This is a genomic window from Erythrobacter sp. S259 (assembly GCF_057364965.1).
Genome location: NZ_CP200286.1, coordinates 564444 through 582464 on the forward strand (window position 1 = coordinate 564444; position 18021 = coordinate 582464).

14 protein-coding genes are annotated in these 18021 nt (G+C 58.0%); 10 read left to right on the forward strand and 4 right to left on the reverse strand.

Translation table 11 applies throughout. The features are described from left to right. Position 1 precedes the first annotated feature (1 nt). Entirely contained in the window at positions 2 to 2284 is a 2283-nt protein-coding gene (locus tag AC0V60_RS02575; RefSeq protein WP_486176992.1) for a TonB-dependent receptor, read from the reverse strand. Positions 2285 to 2477: 193 nt separating this feature from the next. Between AC0V60_RS02575 and AC0V60_RS02580 the strand changes: the two genes are divergently transcribed. Continuing rightward, positions 2478 to 3155 (forward strand): hypothetical protein, encoded by a 678-nt coding sequence (locus AC0V60_RS02580; RefSeq protein WP_486176993.1) that lies wholly within the window; start codon positions 2478 to 2480, stop codon positions 3153 to 3155. A 134-nt stretch (positions 3156 to 3289) separates the two neighbouring features. Then, positions 3290 to 5770, forward strand: a complete 2481-nt coding sequence (locus AC0V60_RS02585; protein WP_486176994.1) for a TonB-dependent receptor — start codon at positions 3290 to 3292, stop codon at positions 5768 to 5770. Positions 5771 to 5861: 91 nt separating this feature from the next. Here AC0V60_RS02585 and AC0V60_RS02590 read toward each other — a convergent pair whose 3' ends face one another. Both AC0V60_RS02590 and AC0V60_RS02595 read right to left on the reverse strand, forming a co-directional pair. After that, a complete protein-coding gene (locus AC0V60_RS02590) occupies positions 5862 to 7268 on the reverse strand; it encodes a flavin monoamine oxidase family protein (protein WP_486176995.1) in 1407 nt (468 codons plus the stop codon). A gap of 13 nt (positions 7269 to 7281) precedes the next feature. After that, on the reverse strand, positions 7282 to 8226 hold the full coding sequence (locus AC0V60_RS02595; RefSeq protein ID WP_486176996.1) for a DUF1838 family protein: 945 nt from the start codon (positions 8224 to 8226) through the stop codon (positions 7282 to 7284). Positions 8227 to 8375: 149 nt separating this feature from the next. Between AC0V60_RS02595 and AC0V60_RS02600 the strand changes: the two genes are divergently transcribed. Genes AC0V60_RS02600 through AC0V60_RS02620 form a run of 5 tightly spaced genes read left to right on the forward strand, consistent with a single transcriptional unit; the run spans position 8376 to position 13317 of the window. Further along, positions 8376 to 9188: an HpcH/HpaI aldolase/citrate lyase family protein gene (locus AC0V60_RS02600; protein WP_486176997.1), complete on the forward strand. Its 813-nt coding sequence runs from the start codon at positions 8376 to 8378 to the stop codon at positions 9186 to 9188. Between the two features lie 15 nt (positions 9189 to 9203). Beyond that, a complete protein-coding gene (locus AC0V60_RS02605; RefSeq protein WP_486155703.1) occupies positions 9204 to 9713 on the forward strand; it encodes a MaoC family dehydratase in 510 nt (169 codons plus the stop codon). Positions 9714 to 9758: 45 nt separating this feature from the next. Continuing rightward, positions 9759 to 10946 carry an acyl-CoA dehydrogenase family protein gene (locus tag AC0V60_RS02610; RefSeq protein ID WP_486176998.1) on the forward strand — a complete coding sequence of 396 codons (1188 nt, stop codon included), beginning with the start codon at positions 9759 to 9761 and terminating at the stop codon, positions 10944 to 10946. A gap of 14 nt (positions 10947 to 10960) precedes the next feature. Continuing rightward, positions 10961 to 12181, forward strand: coding sequence for a CaiB/BaiF CoA transferase family protein (locus AC0V60_RS02615; protein WP_486176999.1), 1221 nt, complete (start codon positions 10961 to 10963; stop codon positions 12179 to 12181). Between the two features lie 32 nt (positions 12182 to 12213). Beyond that, the gene (locus AC0V60_RS02620) at positions 12214 to 13317 is read left to right on the forward strand and encodes a CaiB/BaiF CoA transferase family protein (RefSeq protein ID WP_486177000.1); all 1104 of its coding nucleotides are present in this window, start codon (positions 12214 to 12216) and stop codon (positions 13315 to 13317) included. A gap of 5 nt (positions 13318 to 13322) precedes the next feature. Here AC0V60_RS02620 and AC0V60_RS02625 read toward each other — a convergent pair whose 3' ends face one another. Beyond that, positions 13323 to 14078: a GntR family transcriptional regulator gene (locus AC0V60_RS02625; protein WP_486177001.1), complete on the reverse strand. Its 756-nt coding sequence runs from the start codon at positions 14076 to 14078 to the stop codon at positions 13323 to 13325. A 41-nt stretch (positions 14079 to 14119) separates the two neighbouring features. Here AC0V60_RS02625 and AC0V60_RS02630 point away from each other — a divergent pair, with 41 nt between their 5' ends. From AC0V60_RS02630 to AC0V60_RS02640, 3 genes are read left to right on the forward strand one after another with little or no spacing between them, the layout of a single operon-like run. Next, positions 14120 to 15346 (forward strand): MmgE/PrpD family protein, encoded by a 1227-nt coding sequence (locus AC0V60_RS02630; RefSeq protein WP_486177002.1) that lies wholly within the window; start codon positions 14120 to 14122, stop codon positions 15344 to 15346. Beyond that, entirely contained in the window at positions 15343 to 16629 is a 1287-nt protein-coding gene (locus tag AC0V60_RS02635) for an MmgE/PrpD family protein (RefSeq protein WP_486177003.1), read from the forward strand. The genes AC0V60_RS02630 and AC0V60_RS02635 overlap by 4 nt, the downstream gene beginning before the upstream one ends. After that, on the forward strand, positions 16626 to 17993 hold the full coding sequence (locus AC0V60_RS02640) for a phenylacetate--CoA ligase family protein (protein WP_486177004.1): 1368 nt from the start codon (positions 16626 to 16628) through the stop codon (positions 17991 to 17993). Before AC0V60_RS02635 ends, AC0V60_RS02640 begins: the two co-directional genes overlap by 4 nt. Positions 17994 to 18021: the final 28 nt, after the last annotated feature.

Here is an 18021-nt window from a genome sequence, read left to right on the forward strand (position 1 = left end):
TTTAGTCGAAGGTGAAGCCCACATCCACGCCGACGGTCAGGGGCGGAGCGGCAAACACCTGGTTTTGGCCAGTCGGTGCATTGAAAGTGTTGGCCCGGAAATACTCACGGTCGGTGAGGTTTTTGCCCCAGACCGTCACGCGCCAGCGATCAGTGCGATACCCTATCCGTGCATTAAGCCGGAAGCCAGGTTCCTGTTCGGTTCCTGGTACGTTTGCGACCAGACCGAATGTGTCATCTTCCCATGCGCCATCGCCGCCGAGAAAAACCTCACCGTTCCCGACAGGTATTTCGTAGTTAAACCCGACCAGCGCTTTGAAATCTGGAGCGTTCTTAAGGTCAAGGCCAAGAGCACAATCAATGATGCCCTGATCGGTCGCCGGAGTTCCCGCCGCGCAGGCTGGCCCCAAACCGGTCACAGCGCCTGTTGCTGGATCTATCGAACTCGCGGTCAAGAGGCCTGCTTGGTCCACGTTGAGCTCTTCATACTCAGCATCGAGAAAGCTTGCGTTGCCGTAGATTGTGAGGCCATCGACGGGTTCGATCTGGGCTTCAACTTCGACGCCTTGAATGCCCGCTTCACCTGCGTTGATCCGGGTGAAGCCGCCTGTTGGCAGCGTGCCGCTGATCTGGAGATCCTGATAGTCGTTGTAGAAATAGGTCGCGTTGAAGGTCACACGGCCGTCCCAGAATTTTGTGCGGATCCCGCCTTCGATGCTGTCGAGTTCTTCCTCGTCCACGGCCCGGAAACAGGCGAACGGGCTAAAGCAATCAGGCGAGAAGCCAGGAGACTTGAAGCCTGTCGCATAGGACGCATAGAACAAGATGTCGTCGGTTAAGGAATAGTCGACCTTGGCCGTCCAGGTGACGTTATCTGTATCCGCTTCGCCGGTGATGTTGGAACCAAATCCTGCAAGCGGACCGCCCGCATTACCGACAAATTCGCGGTCTTCAGTGGTCCAACGCAAGCCCCCTGTCAGCGTGAGCGCATCGGTTATGTCAAAGGTCGCCTGACTGAACAGTGAGAAGCTCTCGGTTTCCACATCGTTCTCAAACGGGAAGACGAAGATATAGTCGAGATCGACCGTCTCATTGTAATAGAAGGCACCGGCGGTGAAATTGAACGGACCGTCAAAATCGGTGTTCACGAGCACTTCTTGGCTAAATTGATCTTGGTCGGTTTGCTGGAAAAACGGGAAGCTGATGAAGCTCGACAAATCGTCCTGCAAGGCCCGCAATGCGGTGATCGAGGTGACTGTAAAGGTGTCATATTCACCTGTCAGCTGGAGCGAGGCCCCAAAGGCTTCGACTTCGCTGTCGAAGTTTGTGACACATCCAATCGGCTGGAAGTTGACCGGTGTTGCCGCTGAGCAGGTGACGCCAGCGGCTGGTTCGACGGTGAAAATATCCTGATCAACGTCTGTGGTGATGGCTGGATTGGTGCTGCTGTCGGCTAGCGAGCTTGGCACCGGATCGCTTTCATCGCGAGTGTAATCGAAAATTGCGAGCACGCTCCAATTTTCATTCATCTCGCCGTAAAGGCTACCGCGAAAAGCGAAGACTTGCTCGTCGCCAGCTTCGGTTCCTGCTTGAGCGGCAAAATCACCATTGGGGTTGAGAGTGTGGAAGCCGTCGCGTTCTTTGTAGAGCCCAGTAAGGCGCACTGCGAGCGAGTCGGCAAGACCCAGGTTCACGGTGCCGCGCCCTTGGATCCGGTCGAAATTGCCTACGCCGAAGTCAGCTGAAACCGAGTTTTCGCCGAGCTGCGGGCGAACCGAAGTAAACTTGATCGCGCCGCCATTGGTGTTGCGGCCATAAAGCGTTCCTTGGGGGCCGCGTAAGACTTCGACCTGCTCTATGTCTAATAAATCGACCAGCGAGCCCACGGTCCGCCCCAGATATACATTATCAATGTAAATGCCGACAGCAGGGTCGATTGCACCGCGCGATTCGTCCTCGCCAACACCTCTGAAGAAGATGCGCGCTGATGAGGACGTACCCGTTCCAGTTGTGATAACCACACCGGGGATCTGCGAAGTCAGATCGTTCGCATCAGCGATCTGCCGAGCTTCGAGTTGAGCGCCGTTCAGAGCGGACACTGAAGCGGGAACGTCTTGAAGGTTCTCTGCCCTGCGCTGCGCGGTGACGACGATGACATTGTCGTCTTCTAATGAAGCTTCTTCGCTGTCTGCATCTTGGGCGAGGGCCCCCGATGGAATGGCAGCTATAGCAATGGCTGAGGTAAAGCTGGCGAGTACAAGCTTGTATGAATTGCGCGAAATCATCCTATGTATTCCTCCCTTAGATGGAGTGCTGACGGCAGGCGGCAGATGTTATTTCCCGCCCTTCTGATGCAAAGTTGTCCGGACAACCTCTTGCTTGTCAAGAAGGGAAGTGCAATTTGTCCGGACAAATTGTTAGATTCGATCTTAAGCTGCGCCTTTGAGGCAACAGTTTTGCGAATGAGGAAATGTGCCGATGCCTGATTTTGCCTATCCGACTCTTGTTTATGCGCACCTGCTGCTGTTTGTTTTATGGCTGGGTGCGGATGTGGGTGTGTTTGTGCTGGGTCAGCATTTCCGCAGGCGCGCGGATTACACCCTCGATCAGCGGATTGCGCTGCTTAAGCTGCTGGTGGAGATCGACATGGTGCCGCGCAGCGCCTGGGCCTTGATGGTCCCATTGTCGCTAAGCGTCGTGGACTTGGGCAATTGGTGGGATGTTCCTGCGCCGCTCTTGTGGGGAGCTTGGGCTGTGGGTCTCTTCTGGCTGTGGTTAGTGTGGGATTCGCACCGCCACGACCAAACCCCGCGGGCCGCTCGTAACCGCAGTATCGAAGGGTGGCTGCGCTGGATTGTTGGCGGCTTTTACCTTTGGCTTGGCGGGCAAAGCTTGTGGTTTGATGCACCGCTTGATCCCGATTGGCTGGCTCTCAAAGCGTTCATGTTCGGTCTCATCTTTGTGGCAGCTATCATGATTGATGTGACCTTCAAGCCTGTGGGTGCGCAGCTTACCGCCGTGATCGAACAAGGATCAAGCGACGAAACCGAAATCCCGCTCCGCCGCACTATGGACCGGACACGGATATGGGTTTGGGCGGTCTACATCTTGCTGCTCATCACAGCCTTTTTGGGCAACGCCAAGCCGATGCTCTGACGCCGCACCATAGCAAGCAATGCACATCTTTTTGAAAATTTGTCTGGACAAATTTGCGCGGCTGGGCAGAAATAGCGGCCTGGGACGACGTATGCGGCGCAACGGGAACTGGCCGCATCAAAGGGAGGGATACTATGAGAACGCTCATTCGCAGCGCATTGCTCGCGGCTACTGTTATGACTCCAGGCGCATTGCTTGCGCAGGATGAAGGGACCACTCCCGACGCCGAGGTAACCGAAGAACAAGACGGCAATGTGATCATCGTCACTGCGCGTAAGACGGAAGAGAGCATTCAAGAAGTTCCGATTGCCATCACTGCTTTCACCTCTGAGGACCTGTTCGAACAGGGCATCCAGAACATCGAAGACCTCTCTCGCCGCACGCCGGGGTTCGTTTTTGACACACCATTTGGACGGCAGTTTGATCGTCCGATTATCCGCGGTCAGGCCAATATCCTAGGCGATTCCGGGGTGTCGGTCTTCATCGACAATGTGAACGTCACCCAGTCAATCAGAAGCCTAAACTTTGGCGACATCGACACGATTGAGATCATTAAGGGACCTCAAAGCGCGCTCTTTGGCCGGAACACCTACTCTGGTGCGATCAACATCACCACGCGCCAGCCGACCAATGATTTTGGCGGCGAGTTAAGTGTCGAAGTGGGCGAGGATGACCTGTACGAAATCCTCGGCAATATACGCGGTCCAATCATTGAGGACAAAGTCTTCTTCTCGATCGCTGCGCGTTTCTACGATTTCCAGAGCGAGTTCGACATTCCAACCAATGCAAACCCTTCGGTTGGCAATGAATCGTCAGTCAGCATCGGAGGAACGCTGGAAATCCGTCCAACCCCAACCTGGACCAGCAAGATCCGCGTCGCTTATAATGAAGACGACGACGGCCATTTCCCCATCGGGCTGCTGGGGTTTGAGGACCTCAACGTCAATGTACCGGGCGGGATAGACCTTGGCGGCGTTCAGCCGTTCTTCCAGGGCGTCGTGCCGACCATGGCTCCAAACCCAAGCGGTGCGCCGCAGATCCCGGATGTGATCGGAGCTGGCGGCGGTCTTGAGCGGGAAGAGTTGTTTGTCTCTTTAAACAATGAGTTTGAGCTCGGCGAATACACGCTTGTTTCGACCGTGGGATACACGCGCGAGCGGTTCCGCGATCTGCTCGACAGCGATGGCCAACCTGAGAGTTTTGGTATTGCGCGGATTTTTGGTCCGTTCCCAGCGGGCCCGGTGGCGGTTGGAGTGGGGCTAATCCCATTTGATTTCACCACCAACGACGATGATTTGCAGCAGACCTATGTTGCAGAAGTGCGGCTCGACTCTCCGCAGGACCGCGCGTTTCGTTGGCGCGTTGGCGGCTACTATTTCCGCAATGAGCAGGACGATGATGTCTTGCTCGATGCCTTCACGCCTGAACGCGAAGCAGCGCTTCTCGCGAACGAAGCGGCGGCTTTGCAGGAAGTTGCGGCCGCGTTCGGCGGCTTCTTTGGGTTCAACGCGGCCGGTCCGCTTGATCTTGGACCAACTGATCCGGAGGAGTTGATCGTTGAGAACTTCTCTGCCTTTGGGTCGGTTGCATTTGATTTGTCCGACCAGCTGACCGCGACGGCTGAGCTGAGATACGCGGACGAAAACTTGCGCCTGCGCGTGTTTGATCGTGCAAACGGCGGCCTTGCAACGCTTGGGGACGGCAGTCCTTTCGACGTTAGCGAATCCTTCGGTGCGTTGACGCCGCGCTTCATCGTTGATTACGATATTACGCCGGACAATCTGCTCTACGCCAGCGCTTCCCGCGGCACGAAGCCAGGCGGTTTTAACGGCGCACAAGGGTTTGAGTTCGGTTTTGGCACGTTTGATGAGGAATCGGTGTGGCAGTTTGAGCTTGGCTCGAAGAACATCTTTATGGATGGTCAATGGGTCTTCAACGCCGCTGCCTTCTATTCCGCATTGGAGGACTATCAGCTGACGCAGAACCTCGCGGCTCTTGGTGCCAACAGTACGACGGGTTCGGTCACAGCCAACCTTGGTGATGTCGACATTTTCGGCCTCGAGTTTGATACAGTGTTCTCTCCCGACAGCCTTCCCGGCTTCTCGGTTGGCGGCACCTATGCCTGGACCGACACCAATTTCACCTCGGGCGAAGAGGCGACGCAAGGGTTGGTGTTTGGTGACGATTCCCTGATTGGTCAGGAATTGCCCCGCCAGGCGCGTCATCAGGCATCGTTCTTTGCCGACTATGAAGCGCAGTTCAGCGACAACTTTTCCACGCTCTTCTCGATAAATGGCAATTATCTCTCAAGCCGTTTTGCGCAGGTGCAGAACCTCGCCGAAAGTGGCAGTTCCTTTGAGCTCGATGCGCGGGTCACCTTCAACTTTGGCGACCATGTGAGCCTCGCGGTCTATGGTAAGAACCTGACCAATGAAGATGCGCCGCTCGGTGTGCTTCGCTTCATTGATCCGTCGAATGGAAACGGCAGCTTTGCGGTCAATGGAATTGTTATTCAGAATGCATTCGAGCTTGCCGGGGCAGGCCAGTCGCGCGGCTTCCAGTACAACAACCGTCTGAGCCGCCGGTTCGGCGCGATCCTGAGGATCCAATACTGACTGGGAATTTGGGGCGCTCTCTGGGCGCTGGCCCGGAAAGCCAAACCCGTTGAAAATGGGGCTGCAGGCGAGAGTTTGCGGCCCCTTTTTCTTAAGCGGTGAGCTCTACCACGCGCATGGCTGTGCGTTCGCCGCTTTCGAGCGCACCTTCCATGCCGCTGCTTTCGATCGCGAGATGTTCGCCGGCGAAGTGAAGGCGCGAGCCCTGCCATTGCGCGGTCGCTGCAAGATCGGCTGCCATGCCGGTGCCGATGTGATGATAGACACCGCGCGCATAGGGTGATCTTTGCCAGCTGAAGAATTGCAGCACTTCAAGCTGTCCGCGTGCCGAGGGCCGGATGCGTTCTATGCGCTCGACTATGGCCTTGGCAGCGATATCCTCTCGCATTCGATCCAGTCTGTCCGCCCCGCCACCTGTGGTCCACAATTTGAGCATCGGCGGATTGGAACCGAGGACAAAGACACGTCCTATCAGCGGATCATCGCTCCAAATGGTGTCAGGATACTCATCTTCCTGCCAAAACGCGCTCTTCGCCGAAATGTAGGCAAAGCTTGCTTTGGTGTAGGGAAGGTCGGCGACCATCCGTGCGGCAGGCACAGGCAATTGAGCGCGAAGGGAAAGATGACGCATGGCGGCAAAAGGTACGGTGCAGATCACATGACGCGCCTGAACTGCGCCTCGTGCAGTCTTGAGGGTTATGGCCCCTCTCTCTTCGAGAAGGGCGACGACAGGATGCCTTAACCGAATGTCGGATTGCAGGTTGGCAGCCATCGCTGCGGGCAAGCGCTGCGCGCCGTCATCGAAGGTCGAAACCGGTCCTGCACCAGCGCGGAAAATTGCGAAGCTTCGCGCAAGATGAAGCTGTGACATCGAGCTTAGCGAATTGCCATTGAAGTTTGCTTCGATGAGGCGAAGCGCCTCTGGGCTGGCCCCGGCTTGTGCAAGGGCCATTTTGACAGAGATGTCCGATTGGGGCTCGGCGGTGAGCCAATCGGTTGGCCTTTCAAACCGCGTTAGCCCGCTTGTAAACTTGCGCAAGAGCCGCGCAGGTTCAGCGGTAAACGCCGGGTTGACCAAAGAAGTCTCCCCTTGTGCGGTCCACCCTTCCGCTGTGTAGCGTTTGCCATCAATCCAATAGAGATTGCCCGGCTTGTGCACCTGCCCGTCGCCTGCGCCGCTGTCACTGGAAAGGCCAACGCCAAGCTTGCCTGCAATTGCGTGCAGCCGCTTGTAACTTGCGCCGACCTGGATACCGCCGGCCTCGGGCTTTCCGGGTAAGTCATCGAGAGTGTGGAGCCGCCCGCCAACTCGGTTTTCGGCTTCCAGAATAACGGTCCTGAGCCCCGCCTCCTCACAAATACGCGCCGCGTTCAGTCCCGCAATTCCAGCACCGATAATCGCGACGTCAACCTGTGTCTGGCCCCATGCGGGACGCGGAGCTGCCCCAGCGATGATGGAAGCGCTGGAGCCAGCCAGAAAGGCACGCCGAGTGGGCATTATGCCCACCGGTTTAGTGACCTGAGTGCTCGGAAGCCTTTTCCCCATCCGCTGCCGCTGCCGCTGACCGCGCCTGATCGGTCAGAAGCTTGAATTTGGTCCAAGTGGTCTCGTTCGGCCGCGTGTCATCTTTCGGCGGGGCCTGCTCATAGATCGGATAATTCTCGCGAATCTCGTTCTTGAGCACATCGGGCAGCTCCTCAAAGCCGCCGGGGAGTTTTTGTCCCATTGCGTTGAAAACCATCTGTCCCGGACGCCCGCCCATTTCCATCCAAGGAGCCCATGGCGAAATGCGCACCCAACTGATCATCGGATAGGCGGTTGGTTTTGATGCATCATAAAGATCGCTTTTCAGCGCCGCGAAGTCGAAGATTTCCATCGCGTGATACATATTGCCGACAAACTGCTGATATTCGCCAGCAAGCGGGTTGGGGTAAAACAGCGGCACTTCAAACGGCATAAAGACGTATGGCCCACTTTCCCTCAGGGTAGAGAGCCGAAACGGTGATCCGTCAGCGCCGCGCGGAAAGTTGGGTCGACCGTTCACCGGATCATTGTGGATTTGCATCACATTCACGGTCTTGCCGGTGTAAGGATTTTCCCAAGTGTCAGCGACTTCGCCGGTCTCTGGATCGAGCATCAGCATTATCTCGCGGCTGATCATACGCCAACCAGTCCCACGCTCGGGGTCGGTGATTTCTACACAGCGGCGAATATTCATGCCTTCGCCTTTAAAAAGGAGCTTGTCGCGTTCCCCCGGCGTGCGGCCATAAATATTGCCTGACCAGTGATAAACCGCTGGTTCGTCTTCAGAAACACCGCACTGCAAACGCTTGGAAATCTCGACAGCGTCTTCGGGGACTGAAGGATCGAGAGTTTGTGCCTGCGACACCCCGGTTGCTAGAAGAGAGCCGGTGGCCAGAGCGGCGGCAACAATAAGGGACTTGATTGGCTTCATTCGATCTCTCCGATTTTTTTTACGCCTTGGCCGAATTTGTCCGGACATTTGAGCATTTCGGTCTTGACTTTATATTTGTCCGGACAAATTGTGAAGTCTGAGTTTTGGCCGGTACACGGCTTTCGAGACAGGATGATCGACTAGCCTTTATGTTCGCAGCTGCCAGCCTTTTGTTTGTTCCCGGATCGCGCCCTGATCGCTTTGATAAAGCGAAAGTGGCTGGTGCCGGGCTTACTGTGATTGATCTTGAGGACGCTGTTGCTGCCGGTGACAAGGCGACTGCGCGAGAGGCGGCTCTTGCGCATGTTTCAAAGATGCCAGAGGGTTGGGGCATTCGCATCAACGCTGTCACCACTCTGGCGGGCGTGCGCGATCTTGCGGCCATGGGTGAGGCCGAAGTGCTACCATCTGTTCTCATGGTGCCGATGGTTGAGACGGCGGCTGAGCTTGATGTCGTCGCTGGCGTCTTGGGTGATCGTTGCCCTGATCTGGTGCCGCTTGTTGAAACCCCGCGCGGCCTTCGCCACGCGCTCGAAATAGTCAGTCACGCTAAGGTATCGGCGCTTATGCTTGGCGGGGCTGACTTTTCGAGCGAGCTTGGCGTTGAACTCGCATGGGACCCGCTTTTGGGTGCGCGCCATGCGATGGTTTTGGCCTGCGCGGAAGCGGGTAAGCCAGCAATCGACGTGCCTTACATTCACCTTGATGATGAAGAGGGCTTTGCTGCCGAATGCGAACGCGCCGCCGCGCTTGGTTTCCTGTGTAAGGCTGTGATCCACCCGCGTCAGGTTCCGCACGCCAACGCCGCTTTCGCGCCCAGTGATGCAGAAATCGCCGAGGCCCGCGAGGCGCTTGAGGCCTATAAAGCAGGCGGCGAACGCGCGATCCGGTTCAAGGGCAAAATGCTCGAAGCGCCGTTTGTAAAGAAATACAAGGCCGTGCTCGCACGCGCTGGAAGCTAGAGGAGACGCATCCAAATGCGTGATGGAGTTATTGAAGTTGCACCGGGTCGGTTCCGCGAAGTGCAAGGACGCTATTTCGAGGATTTCGTCGAGGGCCATGTCTATGAACATCGCCCCGGGCGCACGATCACCGATGCGGACAATGTGTGGTTCACCCTTCTCACCATGAACACGCACCCAGCGCACTTTGATTACGAGCTTTCCAAGGACACCGAATTTGGCAAGCCGCTCGTGGTTAGCCCATTCACGATCGCGCTTATGACGGGCATGAGCGTTTCCGATACCAGCGGAAAAGCGATTGCCAATCTCGGCTGGGACGAGGTGCGCATGACCAAGCCTTTGTTTGTGGGCGATACGCTCTATTGTGAGAGCGAAGTCTTGGAAAAACGCGAGAGCAAGAGCCGTCCGGAGCAAGGCATCGTAACTTTCAAGACCATCGCCAAAAACCAGCATGGCGAAATGGTCAGCCACTATAAGCGCACCGTCCTTGTCTGGCGGCGTGGGCATGGCGGGCTCGACGAATAACCTCCTCTTAAATCACATGAAATTCACGCCTAAGGGATAAGCATTATGGCAACCGCAGCAGTTCTCGACGATCAGATCAGGACGATCTCACCTGAAGACGAGCAGGCGTTTATGGACACCATCGACAGGTGGCTTGAACGCGACGTTATTCCTGTGATTAAAGAGCACGACCACGGCGATATCTGGCCAGAGAAATTGGTGCATCAGATGGCCGAGATGGGCCTGTTTGGCGCGACGATTGGTGAGGAATATGGCGGCCTTGGCCTGCCAGCGACGACCTATGCCAAGATTGTGATGCGCATCTCCAGCTATTGGATGGCGATCACCGGCATTTTTAACTCGCACCTCATCATGGCAGCGGCCGTTGAGCGGTTTGGCACGCCTGAGCAAAAAATGCGCTGGCTTCCCAAGCTTGCGAGCGGTGAGCTTCGCGGCGGGCTTGCATTGACCGAGCCTAATGCGGGCACCGACCTGCAAGCGATCCGCACCGTTGCGACGAAGAACGAGAACGGTGATTACGTTCTCAACGGCACCAAGACGTGGATTTCCAACGCGCTTAACGGTGATTGCTTTGCCATGCTGGTGAAGACCGATCCCGATGCTGACCCGCGCTATAAGGGCATGAGCCTGTTTATCGCTGACAAGCGTGAGGGTCTTTCTACGGGTAAGAAGTTCGACAAACTCGGCTACAAGTCCATCGACAGCGCTGAGCTCATCATGGAAGATTGTGTCATTCCCGCTGACCAGCTTATCGGCGGCGTGGAGGGGCAAGGCTTCTTCCAAGCTACCGGCGGTCTAGAACTTGGCCGCATCAACGTCGCCGCGCGCGGTGTGGGCCTTGCCGAAGGCTCGCTGCGCCTTGCGACCGAATATGCACAGCAACGCGAGACTATGGGAAAACCCATCGCCCAGCATCAGGCGATCCAGTTGAAGCTTGGCGAAATGGTAACCAAAGCGCGCGCCGCGCGGCTTCTCACACTGGATGCCTCGGTTGCTTATGACAAGGGCGAGCGCTGCGACAAAGAGGCAGGTATTGCGAAATACTACGCCTCTGAAGCAGCGGTCGAAAACAGCCAGGAGGCTATGCGGATTTACGGCGGATACTCCTACTCCAAAGAGTACGATATTGAGCGTTATTACCGCGACTCCATGCTGATGTGCATCGGCGAGGGCACCAATGAAATGCAGCGGATGATCATCGCAAAGCAGCACCTCAAAGAAAACCAGATCTAAGGCTCGCCGCAAACGTGACCCATCTTCCTCTAAAAGGCTACCGTATCATCAGCGCCGAACAATACGGTGCCGGGCCTTATGGCACGATGTTCCTCGCGCAAATGGGCGCTGAGGTCATCAAGATTGAGCCTCCGGGGAAGATTGGCGAAGACGGCAAGAGGCGCGGCGGCGGTGACACGGCGCGGATGGTGGGGCCGCATTATTTGCGCCCAGGTGAGAGCACCTATTTCAACGCGTTCAACCTCAACAAACGTTCGCTCACCCTCGATCTGAACAGCGATGAGGGGCAGACGATCCTGCACAAGCTGGCCGCGACGTGCCATGTCGTCGCCAACAATATGCGCGGCGATTTGCCTGCGCGGTTGGGGCTGGATTACGCGTCCCTTAAAGACACCAACCCCGCGCTCGTGTGTGCGCATTTGTCCGCCTATGGCCGCGACAATGAACGCGCGAAATGGCCGGGTTATGACTACCTCATGCAGGCCGAGGCAGGCTATTGCGCGGTGACGGGAGAGCCGGGCGGCGATCCTCAGCGCATGGGGCTTTCCATGGTCGATTTCATTACGGGCACGATCTTTTGCATCGGGCTTTTGGGCGCGCTGTTGGACGCTGAACGCACGGGTAAGGGCCGCGATGTGGACACTGATTTGCTCTCCGCTGCGGTGCATCAGACGAGCTATCCGGCGCTGTGGTATATGAACCATCAGGACGAGACCGAGCGCACCCCGCGCGGCGCTCATCCGACTGCCACCCCCAGCCAGATGTTCAAAGCCAAGGACGGCTGGATGTTTGTGATGTGCCAGCTGCCCAAGTTCTGGGACGTGCTGACTACGAAGCTGGGCCGAGAAGATTTGCGCGAAGACCCGCGCTTTACGACCAATCCTGACCGTTTGGCCAATCGCGATGCGCTCACCGCAGTGCTCGATCAAGAGTTCGGCAAAGAGCCTATGGCGCACTGGCAGGAGCTGCTCGGCGGCTTTATGCCGGTTGCACCCGTGCACACATTGGGCGACGCGCTCGACAATCCTTGGCTTGAAACTATCGGCATGCGCGACACCGTTGAGCACCCGGACAATCCGGAGCTTAATGTGCTAGCCAATCCGCTGAAATTTGATGGCGAGCGCCTGCCGAACCGTGCGGCACCCTTTCTGGGTGCAGACAGCGATGCGCTTCTTGAAGAGCTTGGCTATGATGAGGCCGCGATTAGTGATTTGCGCAAAAGCGGCGTGATTTAAGTCACCACAAGGTTAGGGGAATTCGAGAGGTTATGGGAAAGCTTTCCGGCATTCGTGTTGTCGATCTTTCGCAATTTTTGCCGGGACCCATGATGAGCGTCATGATGGCCGATCAAGGTGCAGACGTTATCAAAGTCGAGCCCGCCAACGGCGACCCGGCGCGCGGCCAAGCCCCCTTCGACACCTACGGCGGCGAAGAGCACTCGGTGTGGTTTGCGAACCTCAACCGGGGCAAGGAAAGCGTTGTCCTCGATCTCAAATCCGAAGATGGCAAAGCGGCATTGCGAGAATTGATCGAGACCGCTGACGTCTTTGTCGAAGGCTTCCGTCCCGGCGTGATGAAGCGCCTCGGCTTCGACTATGACAGCGTCAAAGCGATCAAATCCGACATCGTCTATTGCTCTATCTCCGCTTTCGGGCAGGACGGCGCGCTCGCCCATCATCCTGCCCACGATATGGCGGTGCAGGCGCTCGCAGGCTTCCTCGCAGTCAACGATGGCCCCGATGGAACGCCGGTTGTGCCAGGGGCTCCCAGCGCTGACCTCGCCGCAGGCCTCACCGCATTGTCAGCCGTGCTGATGGCGCTGATCGGGCGCGGCCGGACGGGCGAGGGCGCTTATATCGACTGCGCGATGTTTGACAGCTTAGTCCCGTGGTGCGCGCACACTGCTGGCAGCGCGATTGCGGGCGGCGCGAGCCCTGTATCGCAATCCCAGCGCTCGCTTGGCGGGGCTGGGTTCTATCAGATTTATACGACCTCTGACGGCAAGCACGTTGCGCTTGGCGGGCGTGAGATAAAGTTTGCGAAAAATCTTCTGGCTGCGCTGGGCCGCCTGGACCTGCTACCTCTTGCTGAGGCGCCTGCAGGCGAGCAGGGCGAGCTTATCGCTTTCTTGCGCGAAACCTTTGCCAACAAGACCCGCGATGAGTGGTCGGAGTGGTTCGCCGACGCTAACAATGTGGGGGACGTCGCCTTCTCCCCAGTTCTCGACTTTCGTGAAGCCTTCGACGAACCGCACATCGCCGAACGCGGGCTTATCGTGGAAGCCGAAGGCGGCGGCAAACACATAGCCCCGGCGATCCGTTTCGCGGGCGAGGAATGGACCCCCGGTGCGCCCCCGGAGCTCAAAAGATGACGGCGTCAGCTATCCAGGTCGATGTGCATCGCGTAGACGAAGCGGTCCCCGGGATGGTGGCTGACCGAGATTTCGTAGACCTTGCCAGCCGGGTCGAGATAACACCGGATGATCCGCAGCACGGGCGAGCTTTGCTCTATGCCCAAGGCCTGGGAGGTTTCGGCGTCGGCGGCGGCCGCTTGGATGTCCTGGGTGACACGGCCAATGGTGACGCCGGCCAATTGCTCGATCTGGCTGAACAAAGTTCCAGCCGAGAGGTCGAGCTCATCGACGGCACCTCCGAGGCTTTCGTGAAAGTACGCATCTGTGACTGCAATGGGCGGCGCATCGGTGGTTTGCCTGCGCGTGCCGCGAAAGCTGCGCCAACTGCCCTTGGTGTCCTCGCCGATTTGCTCGGCGACTTCAGCGGGAAGTGCGCCTCCAGAGGTTTCTTCGTATACAACCTCGCTATTGCGGGCATATTGAAGAAGCTCGCCGACGTTCGACAATGGTTGGTGAAGTGCACCGCCGCGTGCGGCGGCACGTTGCACCGTGGTGCCGGACCCGCGCCTTCTCGCAATCAGGTCTTCGGCTTCCAAACGCTTCAAGGCCTCGCGAACCGTGAAGCGGCTTACATCATATTCCCGGCACAGCGCGGTTTCGGTCGGGAAGGGCTTGCCGTTTTCAAAGCGTCCACCAAGGATCGCTTCGCGCAATTCGCCAGCCACCCGCATGTAGCGCGGCGTTTTCTTAGATTTCAATGGCGCGGCGGCGTCAGCCAACTCAAACTCCAATTTGTACTACTAAAGCGGAGAACCGCTGTATGAGCGAACCGCTGCTCTCGCAACTCTCTCAACACCTAGCGTGTAGCGTGGGCGAAAGCGAGAAGTCACGTGCACGAATGCACTTGCTTGATTGGCTGGCCTGCGTTGCAGGGGCAAGACAGTCGCACGCGGCAAAGTCTGCGAGAGAACTTTTCGTGTCTGGCTGGGAGCGGGCGAGCTATCTTGGCAATGTGCTTGAGATGGATGATGTTCATCGCACTGCGCTGCTTCATCCCGGGCCTGTTGTATGGCCTGCGGCGATGAGCCAATCTGATGCTTCGATGGACGAGCGGCTCGAATCTGGCGTTCGCGGATATCAGGCCATGATCGCGGTCGGTTCGGCGCTCGATGCGCATCATTATGCGCATTGGCATCCCACTGCCACGGCTGGCGTGTTTGGGGCAGCGGCTGTTTCAGGTTCACTGCTCGGTCTGAGTGGGGTCAACATGACCCATGCGCTGGGCAATGCAGGCTCGGTTGCAGGCGGGCTTTGGCATATGCGGCACGATGATGTGCTGACCAAGCAGTGGCACGTTTATCACGCGATGCGCACCGGGATTGATGCCGCGCGTCATGCCGATGCTGGGGTGACCGGTCCGGCAGCGTTGCTAGAGGGCCCGCAAGGGCTCTTTGCTGCTATGACCGAGGAAGCGGGCGCGCTTGCGGGTGATCCCAAGGGGTGGCTGATCCACGAGGTGAGCTTCAAGCCTTTTGCCGCCTGTCGTCATGCGCACCCGGCAATTGATGCAGCGCTTGAGCTTCGCGCGGTTGGCAAGCTTACCGCGCCATTTACGGTCGAGACCTACCGCGACGCCTTGACCTTTTGCGATCGGCCCGAACCTAACACAGAATTGGAGGCCAAGTTCTCCTTGCAGCACGCTGTGGCGGTTGTGGCGGACGGAAGGGACGCCAAGCCAGAGGACTTTACCGAAACGGCGATTGCCGAGCTTGCCGATTTGCGGGCGCAGGTTTCGTTGGCCGAAGACCCCGAGATCACGGCGAGCTACCCTGCGCATTTCGGAGCGCGGGTGAATGGTTTTGAGCTGACCGACACACTTGGCGATCCGGAGCGGCCCGTCTCCAAAGGTCACATCATGGACAAGATGCACACGCTTGGTCAGTGGGGTGGTCTTGCGGAAGCGGAGGCAGACCGGGCGACCCAATTGGCTCTCCAAGGCGATGACGCCCAAGCCATTGATGCGATGCTGCTGGAGTGGCTGTCATGAGCCCGACCAAGCAAATCCTCGCCTTTGCCGGGGCTGAGCATTCGCTGTCAGAGGGCGTACGCCATGACGCAATCCGCTTGCTCGGCGATACACTCGCCATCGGAGCCGCAGCGGTGGCCGCGCCGGGGGAAGCAGCTATCCTGCAAACCGCGCGCACGTTTGGTTCAGGTGAGGATGCCAGACTTCTCGGCACATCAGAACGGCTCCCCGCCGCCTCTGCCGCCTTCGTCAACGGCTACCGCGTGCACTGTCTTGAGTGGGACGCCGTCCACGAACCTGCGGTCGTCCACGCGATGAGCGTTGTGACAGCAGCCCTTGGAGCAGCGATTGACCGGCGCGGAGGATGCGACCGGGAAGAGGCGCTGGTGGCACTCTCTATCGGCGTTGATGTTGCCTCAGGCCTTGGCCTTTGTGCCGATAGCGCAATGCGTTTCTTTCGCCCAGGCATTTGCGGCGTGATGGGAGCAGCGCTTGCAGTGGCGCGCATTGACGGCGCACCGCTCGATGATGCGCTCGGCCTTGCGTATTCGAGCGCGGCTGGCACGATGCAGGCCCATGTTGAGGGCAGCGAAACATTGCCGTTTCAAATCGCCAACGCCGCGCGCGCTGCGGTCGCGGCGAGCGATCTTGCGAAGGCTGGTTTTGGTGCTCCCAGAGACCCGCTCGAAGGGCCATTTGGGTATCTCCAACTGTTCGAGACAGGCGACCTTTCCCGCTACACCGACGGTCTCGGCTCCGTCTGGAGGATCGCGGAGGTCAGCACAAAGCCGTTCCCCTCGGGCCGCGCAAGCCATGCGGCTCTTGGCAAACTCGCCGAACTGGCGCTCAACCCTGCCGAGTTGGCTGGGATTAAACTTGCCTGCCCTCCGCTTATTCGCCGCCTTGTCGACCGCGCCTATTCGCCTGATATGTCGCCAGCATGGGCGCGGCTGTGCATGCCCTATTTGAGCGCTCTGATGCTCACAGATGGCCGCATTGATCCGCGCCGCTTTACGCCGTCGGACATTGCTGACCCGGGGCTTGCCGCAATCGCTGCGAAAGTGCGCCTCACCGATGATGGCAACACCGACGGCAACGCGCTCTTCCCGCAAAGCCTGACCTTGACCAAAACCGATGGGAGCAGCGTCACTCACCCGGTTGAGCACACCCTCGGCAGTCCCGAAAACCCGCTTTCGCCCAAGCAAACCCAAGCCAAGCTGAACCTCGCACGCGAGCTGGCACCCACCGACGCCGACCCTCGCATTTTCGACGACCCTCTTGCCTATTTTACGGATCCCCAATGACCTTTCCCACCTACTTTGAAGCGCTCGATCATAAGCAAATGCTCACCGATTATCCGGTCGGAGAGGAGTTTGTCTCCCGCTACAAATCCATGAGCCGCGATGAGTTGTTCGCGGTCCAGGACGCGCAGTTCAAACGGCTGATGGTCAAGGGGTGGCAGGTGCCGTTCTACCAACGACTTTGGGGCGCAAAGGGCATTGAACCGGGCGACATCACAGGCCTTGCAGACATCACCAAGCTGCCCGTTTACGACAAGTCCGACCTGATGGCCTCGATTGCCGAGCACCCCCCATATGGCGACTTTCACGGGATGGGAGACCCCGCCACACGCGAACCTGTTGTCTTCCACACCACCAGCGGCACCACAGGCAAACCTCAGGTTTTGATGTTCGGACCTAAAGGCCGGGAAGTCGGCAACCTTCTTGTCGGGCGCATGTACCGTTGGATGGGGCTTGAGAGCGACGATGTGGTCCATTCAGTCTATGGCCACGGCATGATAAATGGTGGTCATTACATCCGCGAGGCCGTCACCAAATTCACCAATTCGATCTTCCTGTCGGCTGGCACAGGCATCGAAACCCGCAGCGCCAATCAGGTGCAATTGATGGCCGATTTTGGCGTTACGGCGGTGGTCGGTTTCGTCGATTACGTGCGCAAGCTGGCCGGCACAGCAGAGGACCTAGGCCTGTTCGACAAGATCGACATTCGCATGATTATCGGGCATCTTGGCACCGAAGACCGGCAAGCCACCGAAGACGCTTGGCACGGCGCGAAAGCCTATGACTGGTACGGGGTCGGCGACACCGGCTCTATCGCAGGCGAAGGCCCGGAGCGCGACGGCATGTATGTGTGGGAAGATGCGCAATATCTCGAACTGCTCGATATCGACAGCGGCGCTCCGGTCGCGCATGGTGAGACCGGAGATATGGTGGTCACGTGTCTCTATAAAGACGACATTGCGCCCTGCATCCGCTTCAACACCCACGACATCACCCATGAACTCGGCGGACGCGGCGAGATTGCCTTCAAGCGTATTGCCGGCTTCCGCGGGCGCAGCGACAATATGGTCAAGCTGCGCGGAATCAATGTCTTCCCCCATGCAATTGGCGCGATCATTGAGAACCGGCCCGACCTCACCGGCGAATATGTCTGTCATTTGAGCCGCGATGCGAGCGGGCGCGACGGAATGCGGGTGACGCTTGAGAGCAATGGCGGGACAGACGCAGGCGCGCTTGCCGAGACGCTGAAACAAGGGCTTGGCGTTGAGGTCGAGGTGCAGCTTTGTGAGCCCGGCGGTACGGCGGCGGTGACAGAGATCGACAAGCGCCAAAAACCGCTGCGCCTGATCGACGAGCGAGGGGTTTGATGGACTCGCATCTTTCTTCTACTCCCCT

Coding starts and splice junctions, on each gene's coding strand:
- AC0V60_RS02620 (WP_486177000.1), top strand. CDS start 12,214: ATGGGAAAGCTTTCCGGCATTCGTGTTGTCGATCTTTCGCAATTTTTG.
- AC0V60_RS02575 (WP_486176992.1), bottom strand. CDS start 2,284: ATGATTTCGCGCAATTCATACAAGCTTGTACTCGCCAGCTTTACCTCA.
- AC0V60_RS02585 (WP_486176994.1), top strand. CDS start 3,290: ATGAGAACGCTCATTCGCAGCGCATTGCTCGCGGCTACTGTTATGACT.
- AC0V60_RS02600 (WP_486176997.1), top strand. CDS start 8,376: ATGTTCGCAGCTGCCAGCCTTTTGTTTGTTCCCGGATCGCGCCCTGAT.
- AC0V60_RS02640 (WP_486177004.1), top strand. CDS start 16,626: ATGACCTTTCCCACCTACTTTGAAGCGCTCGATCATAAGCAAATGCTC.
- AC0V60_RS02610 (WP_486176998.1), top strand. CDS start 9,759: ATGGCAACCGCAGCAGTTCTCGACGATCAGATCAGGACGATCTCACCT.
- AC0V60_RS02590 (WP_486176995.1), bottom strand. CDS start 7,268: ATGCCCACTCGGCGTGCCTTTCTGGCTGGCTCCAGCGCTTCCATCATC.
- AC0V60_RS02635 (WP_486177003.1), top strand. CDS start 15,343: ATGAGCCCGACCAAGCAAATCCTCGCCTTTGCCGGGGCTGAGCATTCG.
- AC0V60_RS02605 (WP_486155703.1), top strand. CDS start 9,204: ATGCGTGATGGAGTTATTGAAGTTGCACCGGGTCGGTTCCGCGAAGTG.
- AC0V60_RS02595 (WP_486176996.1), bottom strand. CDS start 8,226: ATGAAGCCAATCAAGTCCCTTATTGTTGCCGCCGCTCTGGCCACCGGC.
- AC0V60_RS02580 (WP_486176993.1), top strand. CDS start 2,478: ATGCCTGATTTTGCCTATCCGACTCTTGTTTATGCGCACCTGCTGCTG.
- AC0V60_RS02630 (WP_486177002.1), top strand. CDS start 14,120: ATGAGCGAACCGCTGCTCTCGCAACTCTCTCAACACCTAGCGTGTAGC.